This is a genomic window from Cyanobacteria bacterium GSL.Bin1 (assembly GCA_009909085.1).
Taxonomy (GTDB): Bacteria; Cyanobacteriota; Cyanobacteriia; order Cyanobacteriales; family Rubidibacteraceae; genus Halothece.
This window is the reverse complement of the sequence record JAAANX010000090.1, coordinates 35,505-45,426: the sequence shown is the minus strand read 5'-3', so window position 1 is coordinate 45,426 and position 9,922 is coordinate 35,505. Positions and strand designations below refer to the sequence as shown.

General features: G+C 45.8%; 4 protein-coding genes. 1 reads left to right on the top strand and 3 read right to left on the bottom strand.

Annotation, left to right across the window (positions count from 1 at the left end; genetic code table 11):
- From GVY04_11905 to GVY04_11895, 3 genes are all read right to left on the bottom strand, one after another.
- On the bottom strand, nucleotides 1-2,644 hold a 2,644-nt coding region (locus GVY04_11905; GenBank protein ID NBD16804.1), incomplete at its 3' end, for a tetratricopeptide repeat protein.
- Nucleotides 2,645-3,246: 602 nt separating this feature from the next.
- Complete coding sequence (locus GVY04_11900; GenBank protein NBD16803.1) at nucleotides 3,247-4,206, bottom strand: hypothetical protein; 960 nt, start codon at nucleotides 4,204-4,206, stop codon at nucleotides 3,247-3,249.
- A 241-nt stretch (nucleotides 4,207-4,447) separates the two neighbouring features.
- On the bottom strand, nucleotides 4,448-5,320 hold the full coding sequence (locus tag GVY04_11895; GenBank protein NBD16802.1) for a DUF1254 domain-containing protein: 873 nt from the start codon (nucleotides 5,318-5,320) through the stop codon (nucleotides 4,448-4,450).
- Between the two features lie 396 nt (nucleotides 5,321-5,716).
- Here GVY04_11895 and GVY04_11890 point away from each other — a divergent pair, with 396 nt between their 5' ends.
- Complete coding sequence (locus GVY04_11890) at nucleotides 5,717-9,850, top strand: glycerophosphodiester phosphodiesterase (protein ID NBD16801.1); 4,134 nt, start codon at nucleotides 5,717-5,719, stop codon at nucleotides 9,848-9,850.
- Nucleotides 9,851-9,922 lie beyond the last annotated feature (72 nt).

Genomic DNA, 9,922 nt, shown 5'->3' with positions numbered 1-9,922 from the left:
GTCCCTGCGTTTGACGCAGATTGCCCAAAGCAAACCAAGCTTTGACCGCATCGGGCTGCACTTGGGTCGCTTGAGTGAATAAGTTTTCAGCCTCTAAAAATCTTTGGCTTTGCTGGGCAATGAGACCTAAGCCGTATAACGCCTCGGGATGGTGGGGCTGAATCGATAAAACTTGCCGATACGCCGCCTCGGCTGACTCGAAATGCTGGTCCCGATGGGCTTGGAGCGCCCGGCGCAAGGGTTCGGCTACCGGAGTGGTTAGGGATCTTCTCGGCTTCCCAACAACATGGCGTAAAAAGTCCTCTAAGGCTCTGACGGGTTTGAGGTCGCCATAGAGGTAATGCTTGTTCTGAGCGATGAGCTGGGAAATCGACTGGCGAGATTGAAGATCTTGACCTAAGCGAACAGCCATTTGCACATATTCTTCTTTACTCGAAGCGATGGTTTCTTCGATGCCCATCATTTTGAGAATTGCCATCGAATGCCGTCCCCGCATTAACTCTCCCGGTAGCGTAACAACAGGAACATGATGAGCAATGGTTTCTAAGGTAGTGTTGCCTCCTGACCAACCGAGGCTATCGAGACAAACATCTGCGATGGCTGCTGTGCCGCTAAAAGTTTGGGTATCCATGCGGGGCAGAAAAATGCAGTAGTCTCGATCATGCAGCCCGAATTGCTTAAAGGCAGCTCTTAAACGTTGGCAAAAGACTTCAGTGATATATTCACTCTGATGTTTGATAAAGACAAACTTCGCCTGGGCTAACTCCCTGGCAATTCGGGGAAAGACATCGTCATGTTCGGGTAAATACTTAAATAGAGATTGACAACACCAGAACATGATTTCATCTTCAGCCAAGCCCAAGTCTTTTTTGCTAACCGCTTTCGTTTCCAGGGCTAACGGGGTGTAAGAAATCGAGAGATTGGGCAATCTGACTAATTGTTCGGTGTAGTGTTCTTGAGCGTTTTCCGGTTCCATCAAATCGCTGCTCAAGTAATAGTCAATGGTGGGCAAGCCGCTGGTATTTGGGTGTCCCCAAGAGGTCATTTGAATCGGCGCCAGTCTTAAACAACCCAGCTTCAGTGCCGTTGGGTCCATGCCAAATTCAGGAAAAATCAAGACGTGTAATTGATCTTGTTGAATTAAGTTACACCACTGTTCTAGCGAACGCGAACCTTGAGTAAATTTGTCAAATGCTTTTGCAGTTTTGGCAGTCTGCCGATCGCGCTCAAAGCCAGTGTGATACCCAAATAATTCAAACTCACTCCGATTGAGGTTTTCGACCCAACCCTTCATGACAATCTTCCAAACGGAATGAGTGTAGAAAAATCGAGAAACAAACCCGACGCGAATTTTCTCGTTAGCTTGTAATTTGGGCAGCGGAAGCGCTTGACTCCATTGGGGATATTGACTGGACATAATCCGAACCAGCATTTCCCCATAGGTTTGCTGTAATGCGCGATCATTTAAACCTTGATACGCCAAATAAAACGGCTGTAACGCTCCGACCAATTCGACGGCTGCTTTGAGTTGTTGAGCATCGGCGTTTTGATAGTGTTGGGCTAATTCATTGAGGTGTTGCCGATAGTCATTTCGTCTCTGTTTGATTTCTTCACAACTGGAATAGATAATCGGCAATTGATTGATGAGAATCCCTAATTTAGCCAGAGAATAATCAGGATTAATTTTTAAAGCCTGTTGGTACGTTTCTATGGCTGCGTCTAATTTACCCTGGTTGGAATAGATATTGCCCAAGTTAAAATAAGTATTCTTACGAGCCGAGTCGGGCAAAAATTTTAGGGCTTGCTGATAGGATTTTTCGGCAGCGTCTAGTTGCTCTTGCGACTCAAAGACACAACCTAAACTGTGATGAGCTTCGGCATGATCCGGTTTAATTTTCAAAGCTTGCTGATAAGCTTCTCTCGCGGCGTGTAACTGACCTTGTTCCTGAAAAAGTCTGCCTAAATTATAATGCGCCTCAGCATAATCCGGTTTAATTTTCAAGGCTTGCTGATAAGCGTCTCTCGCGGCGTGTAACTCGCCTTTGCGCTGGAAAATTCGACCTAAATTGTAATAAGCGCCAGCATAATCCGGCTTAAATTTTAAAGCTTGCTGATAGGAATCTCTTGCGGCATCGAACTGACCCTGAAACAGGAGAAGATTGCCTAAATTGTGATGACTCATCGCATGATCCGGCTTGAATTTTAAGGCTTGCTGATAAGACTCTATGGCAGCATCTAACTGACCCTGAGACAGGAGAAGATTGCCTAAATTGTGATGACTCATCGCATGATCCGGCTTGAATTTTAAAGCTTGCTGATAAGAGTTGATGGCAGCATCAAACTTGCCTTGTCGCCGGAGAACATTGCCTAAATTGTAATGAATTTCGGCATAATCGGGCTTAAGCTGTAATGTTTGTTGGTAGTGCTCTGCTGCTGCCTCTAATTTGCCCTGTTGTTCAAAGATATTGCCCAAATTGCCAAGTACAATCAGTTGATATTCTTGTTCGCCTAAAGATTGGGATTGAACTTGTAAGAGTTGTTGGTATAGTGATTCAGCTTCCTCCAATTCCCCTAATTTGTGTTTTTTCAAGGCAAGTTGGATCAGGGATTTAAGATTAGATTCTGAAACGTTTTCGTTATTCATAACTCTTATCTAGCGCTGTTCAGGTTGGATAAGCCGCTAATTCTTGGTTTTTATTACATTCAGTGAGAAAAAAAAGGCTCAAGTCTCTCCAAAACTTTTCCGAGAAAATCGTTATCTGAAGGAGCCGCTAGTGTTCTGATTCGGAACCAAATTTCTTTTAATGATCGGCTTGGAAAAAGAAACCCTTTTCCCCTTTCCCTTGAACCAACCTGAGCGATCAGTGTGTGTGATTGATAACTCAACGAGAAGTATGGCAAGCTGAAGGGATTGATTCAGCTCTAGAAAAAATCCTAGAAAAAGTCTTGCCAAAACAGGGCAAATATTTTATACTCACGTAAGTAACTTCTCCTAGGTTGCAAGAATTGTGCTCACCCCTTTTCAACCAGGAAAGTTCCTCCTGGTTAAAGTTTCTCCTGGTTGAAGACTAAGCAGATCCTCCTGGTTAAAGATCTGCATTAGTTGACAGCTTAAGAGAGGGATACTTTGGGTTAAAGATCCTCCTGGTTGAAGGCAAAGGGGTTGAGTGCAGCAGCTATGTAGTTCAGGGTTTTCGTGGCTGGTAATTGACGAGTTGATTTGACGAAAAGTCGCCCCTACCGCGCTTAGGCTACTAAGTCACCGCCAGCGTTAGGATTCAGGTCAAGCGCAGAAGTCGATTCAGCATAAGCAAATGCTGTTCCTCCTTCACCTGGGATGCCTTCAATTCGATCAAAGATACCGGCTTGAAAAGCCCAATCAGCTTCGATGTCTTCTAGCCCCGCATCTTGAGCATCCTGAACGAAAGCAGTCACTTCAAAAGGAGTATCTATAGGACTATCTGGAGCTAGATCTCCTTCTAGATCATCATGAGACCACAGAATTGGGTCACCTTCAGGTGCTGAAGCAAATTCAAGCTCTATTTCCCCGTTAGCCAGTTCCTCTACGAAGAAGGTGGACCCGGCAGGAATTGTCAGTGTTAGTTCATCATCAACTGAGTTTCCGTCACCATTGAGGTCAAGATCTTGATTTCCGAAACTAACTACAACATCATTATCAATACTATATTCAGCCTCTGCCGTTGCTGGATTCCCAACTGCAATCTCTTGAACAAAGCTAAGGTTCAGGTCATTATCGAATGAGAGAGGAGCATCCGGTACTGATATCGGAGTATCGGTAGTAGCGCTTCCATCCAAGGAGGCTAACGAACCGCCAGCATTAATATCATCTGCATCTGGCAACTCTCCGTCAGAGTTGCTAAGGTTAACAGTGATATCTTCTGGTAAGTCACCATCACCCCCCACAATTTCTACTGAGCCCTCTAATCCAAAGTCAGTTGTATTACCTACAACATCGATCGCGCCGCTATCCTCAAATACTTCTCCCGGCATCTCAGTTGGTGGAGTCACTAAAGTATAAGCATCCACTTCAGCCAAAGCATTCGGACCAAAGGCTTCCGCATCCGCTTCTGCTGTTGCCAACTGGTCGGGGTTATTAACGTTGACATCAACATTTTTGTTAATGTCCATCTGAACTTGTTTATTCAGATTGACATCCTTAGCAATATTAAAATTGATATCACCCATTTGATTTCTCCTAGGTTGTATTTCTACACAACTAAACAATAGGAGAACTTCCAACGGCTCTGTTGCCAAGTTGGCAAACTTATGAGATATTTTCTGAAACGTAAGCCCTCGCTCAATTCTTCTCCTTTAAGAAATGCTACTTTTGCGGTGAAGATGGGAGAAGGCGGGAAAGCTTAAGTTAAACGACCACAGTCGAGTTCTCGATTCGGTTCATTAAGATCAGAGCGACGGACTACTACAGTTATTGGCTTGGTTCGGGTAGCGGAAAGGTCCAAATCCTATTTAAGATTTCTTGCCGCGGCTCGTATAAGCGCACGACGTAATTCCAACCTTCCATGATGGGCAGGCAATTGACACGACTGTCTTCGCAACGGCCAAAGTTTACAGTATAGCTGTCATCGGCATTGCGCTCAGCTGTGTAGCTGTTTACTGTGTACCGCTCCCGGTCGTTCTGCTCAAACAAGCCTTCAGCATTATACAAGCTGATTGACCAGAAGGCATCCACCGGCACATTGCTTACGGTTAGAGAATGAGGCGTATTGCCGTCGTTATTCTCGGGAGTGACAGGAATCGCAACTAAATGCTCCTCAGGGAGACTCCCCCAGCCAAAAGCCATTTCGAGCAGTTGATAGAGCGGAGCGATCTCTTCCGGTTCACCGACAAAATTCGAGGTATCTGTCAAGGTGCTGGCGAGGAGGAGGAGCACATCGGCAAGGGTCTGCCCTTGCTCGCGGTTCCAGTTCCTTATATCGAGCGTTCCCTCTCCACCCTCCACTCCAATTTGATCCTGAAGCGCATTCACCGCCTCGATATCCGCTGGGTTAGAGGCATCAACGAAGGTGCGGATAATGATGTATGCGTACCGTGTTCCCACTTCCTCTTCGCTGATACGATACTCACCGGGAGTCGTGACAATCCTCGCCTCTTCATTGGGGCTGACGATTTGCAAACTCATGTAGCGTCCGTTCGTTTCAGGCATCGTGATGGTGGCTGGTTGACTGAGATCCAGTACTGCTCTTGAATCAAGCGTGTCACGATTCATGCGAATTACATTCTGTTGATCAATCGGCGTCGGTACCCGACTATGGATTAACTGTCCTAAAGCAATATTCATCACTAAAATTGGTGGTTAATGTCATCATAGATATTCTACCACTTATTTAATGATTTTAGTCATATAATAAAATGACTAAAATTAGTAATAATTGATCGGTTTGGTAACGGAGGTGAAAGGTGAAGGGAGAATGGTCATTTAAGTTGTGCGAAAAGTAGTGGAATATCATCCACTCGTTTAGTGGTTACGGTGACAGGTTGGTTCATTCCCTGACTTTAATCTAATCTGATCACCTTGTTGCAAAATGAGCGAACCCTGAGTTAGAAGCATTTCATCCCCTTATTAAACTTTTCATAATTTTAAGACTGTCGATCTTTAACGCTTTGCTAAAACAAAATTAACGTTGCCATGAGAACGTCTACGTAGTTGAAAGTATTGATGGTAGAGGTTCTCATCATGTTAAAAGGATTTGCTGTTTTACCCGCCGATACATTTGCTGAAGGTCCCCCAGCCGGAGAGGGGATTGCTGCTAACGGACGAACCGGTCCCTTTGCCGGTCAACCGGTACAAGGCTTTAGTGGCGTGCAATTTGCTCCAGAGGGAGAAGGAAAGTTTTGGTTTCTTTCCGATAATGGGTTTGGCTCACAAGACAATAGCAGTGACTATCTGTTACGCATCTATGAATTGGATCCCAACTTCACGGGAACAGAAAATGGCGATGGCACAGTTGTTGTGGAAGATTTTATACAACTGTCTGATCCGAATAATCAGATTCCCTATCCCATTGTTAATGAAGATACATCGGAACGACTGCTCACTGGGGCTGATTTTGATATCGAATCTTTTGTCATTGATGCCAATGGCGAGATCTGGGTGGGAGATGAGTTTGGTCCCTTCTTACTCCATTTCAACGCTGCAGGAGAACTGTTAGAATCCCCGATTCCAACACCTAATACCAATGAACTCAATACCTTAAACGAGCAAGATCCAATTGTTATCGCTCATCGGGGCGCCAGTGGCGACTTCCCGGAACATACCTTGGAGGCTTACAACGCCGCGATCGCGCAAGGGGCAGACTTTGTTGAACCTGACCTTGCCATCACCAGCGACGGCGTATTAATTGCCCGTCACGAACCAACCTTAGCTCAAGTAGAACTGGATGAAAATGGGGAAATTCTCTTCGACGAGAATGGCAATCCCATTGTTAAAGAAAATAGCACCTTAACCACCAATATTCCGGATTTACCCCAGTTTGCCGACCGACTGACCGTCAAAAATCTTGATGGTGAATTAGTCGGGGGTTGGTTCGCCGAAGACTTCACCTTAGAAGAAATTAAAGAGAATGTTCGCGCAGTTCAATCTCGGGACTTCCGTGACCCGTCTTTTGATGGCTTATTTGAAATTCCCACCTTTCAAGAAGTCATTGAACTGGTTCAACAGGTTGAGGCGGATACCGGACAAGAAATTGGCATTTATCCCGAAACGAAACATCCTACCTTCTTCGATGAACAGGGTTTATCGTTAGAAGAACCGTTAATTGAAACCTTACAAGAGACAGGCTTCACTGATCCGAATCGCATTTTTATTCAGTCTTTTGAGTTCCAAAACCTGATCGAACTGCAAGGACAGCTTGATGCAGCAGGATTAGGCGATTTGCCGTTGGTTCAACTCTATGGCAACGCCACCGCTTCTGCGAGTCCCGATAGTGGTTTCTCCGTTCCCTACGATATCCGCTTTAATGTGGAACAAGGGAATGACTTAGCCGCCATTTACGGTGAAGATTTCCTCGATGCTGCTGAAACTCCCCTGTCTGAAAATACCGTTTACAGTGACCTCGATAGTGCCGAATTTCTCCAGGTCATCAGCGAAAAATATGCTGAAGGCGCCGGTCCTTGGAAAAATAACATCTTGCTGCGGGAAGACCTCGAAACGCCTGTTGATGGGGATGGCGATGGGGAAGCCGAAATCGATACTCAACTCACCGGTGAAGTCACCCCTTTTGTCGATGATGCCCATGAGGCAGGGTTACAGGTTCATCCTTATACCTTACGAGATGAAGAACAGTTCTTAACCCTAGAAGCAGACGGGACTCCTCAAACCCCAGCAGAAGAAGTTGAACAACTGATTAATATCGGTGTCGATGGCTTCTTCACAGATTTCCCGCGTACAGGGGATCCGGTTCGGGATGCGATGGTGGCCGAAGAAGTGCGTTCTCCGCAAAATCCTGACTTTGATTTTAATACGCTGACTGAGGAACCCCCTCTCGTCATTGCCCACCGGGGTGCTAGTGGCGACTTCCCGGAACATACCTTAGAAGGCTATCGTGCTGCGATTCTGCAAGGGGCAGATTTTGTTGAACCCGACCTGGTTAGTACCAGTGATGGGATGTTAATTGCCCGTCATGAGCCAACTTTAGCCCAAGTTGAGTTAGATGAAAATGGGGAAATTCGCTTCGACGAAAAGGGCGATCCCATTGTTAAAGAAGATAGCACCTTAACCACCAATATTCCCGATTTACCCCAGTTTGCAGACCGACTCACGGTCAAAAATCTTGATGGCGAGTTAGTGGGCGGTTGGTTTGCCGAAGACTTCACCTTAGAAGAAATTAAAGAGAATGTTCGTGCCCTTCAGTCTCGGGATTTTCGCGACCAATCTTTCAACGACGAGTTTGAAATTCCCACCTTCCAAGAGGTCATTGAACTGGTTCAACAGGTGGAAGCAGAAACAGGGGTTCAAGTGGGGATTTATCCGGAAACGAAACATCCCACCTTCTTTGATCAACAGGGTTTATCGTTAGAAGAACCTTTAATCCAAACCTTACAAGAGACAGGTTTTACTGATCCTAGTCGCATTTTCATTCAGTCCTTTGAGTTCCAAAACCTCATTGAATTACAGGAAACTCTTAATGAAGAAGAATTGGGAGATTTGCCTCTGGTTCAACTCTATGGCAACGCCACCGCTTCTGCGAGTCCTGATAGTGGTTTCTCCGTTCCCTACGATATCCGCTTTAATGTGGAACAAGGGAATGACTTAGCCGCCATTTACGGTGAAGATTTCCTCGATGCTGCTGAAACTCCCCTGTCTGAAGCTACCGTTTACAGCGACCTTGATAGTCCTGAATTTCTCCAGGTCATCAGCGAGAAATATGCCGAAGGCGCAGGACCTTGGAAAAATAATTTCTTGCTACGAGAAGACCTCGAGACCCCTGTTGATGGCGATGGGGATGGGGAAGCGGAAATTACCACCCAACTCACTGGCGAAGTCACCGCTTTTGTCGATGATGCCCAAGCAGCGGGATTACAAGTTCATCCTTACACGCTGCGGAACGAGGAACGCTTCTTAACGTTAGAAGAAGATGGGACTCCTCAAACCCCAGGGGAAGAGTTTGAACAACTCATTGAAATTGGTGTGGATGGCTTCTTTACTGACTTCCCTGCCACTGGCAGCACCGTACTCGAACCGTTGATTGAAGAGCCAAATTTACCGCGATCGCGCGGCTTTGAAGGGATGGCCTTTAGCCCTGATCGCGCGACAGCTTATCCCCTGTTAGAAGGGTCAGTCACCGGCGATCCCGATACCGCGTTGCGGATTTACGAGTTTGACCTCACTAGTGGTCAATATGAGGAAGACATTGTTGGCTTTTATGAAAAAGCAGAAGCCAATCACGCGATCGGTGATTTTACCCCGATTAATGAAACCGAATTCCTCGTTATTGAACGGGATGGCGGACAAGCAGAGAACGCAGAGTTCAAGAAAGTCTTTAAAGTTGATTTCTCCAACATCAACGAAGAAGGCTTTGTTGAAAAAGAGGAAGTGGTTGACTTACTCAACATCCCTGATCCTGACGATCTGAATCAGGATGGTGAAACCACCTATACTATGCCTTTTGTCACCATTGAAGATGTGTTAGTCATTGATGAAAACACAATTTTAGTGGCCAACGATAACAATTATCCCTTCTCTGTCGGTCGTCCCCCAGAAATTGATAATAATGAAATTGCCCTCATTGAGTTGGAAGAATCGTTGGATCTCAATCCACGTTTGGGAGCAAATTCTGAAAACTTACCCAATGGAGTTACCTCACCCCAAGAAGTCATCTTTGGGACTCGTGAAAACGACCTCTTTGATGGTGAAACGGGTAACAATGACTTCGATGCCCTTGGCGATCTCCTCTTCGCTGGCGCTGGCAATGACTCGATTGATGTAAGTACCGGTTCTAGTAATCGCATCTTCGGGGAAAGTGGAGATGACCGCTTCTTTGGCGGTAGTGATAACCGTTTAATCGGAGGAGAGGGCAATGATCAGTTCTTCTTTCCGGGCGGTGGCGCTAATAACATTGTTACCGGTGGCGCGGATGAGGATCGCTTCCAAATTCTAGGTCCTGATTTCAGTGACGGAACCAATACCATTACTGACTTTACTTCCGAGGAGGACATACTTGCAGTTGCGGGCGTAGAAGCCAGTTTTGCTGATGTTGTTACCACTTCAATTGATGAGGGAACCTTAATTAGCTTGAATGGTGAAGACTTAGCCATCTTGCTGGGAGTAGAGGCAAACAGCTTAAGTGAAGCTGACTTTAGTTTTGGCTAAGTTTACTCTCTAAGCGTCTGCCAAGGCAGTTGTGATCGGTAGCGGTTGAGCGATCAAATCTTCTCTTCCCCT

Excerpts from the sequence above, each read along its gene's own strand:
- GVY04_11895 (NBD16802.1), bottom strand. The coding sequence starts at position 5,320 with ATGAATATTGCTTTAGGACAGTTAATCCATAGTCGGGTACCGACGCCG.
- GVY04_11900 (NBD16803.1), bottom strand. The coding sequence starts at position 4,206 with ATGGGTGATATCAATTTTAATATTGCTAAGGATGTCAATCTGAATAAA.
- GVY04_11890 (NBD16801.1), top strand. The coding sequence starts at position 5,717 with ATGTTAAAAGGATTTGCTGTTTTACCCGCCGATACATTTGCTGAAGGT.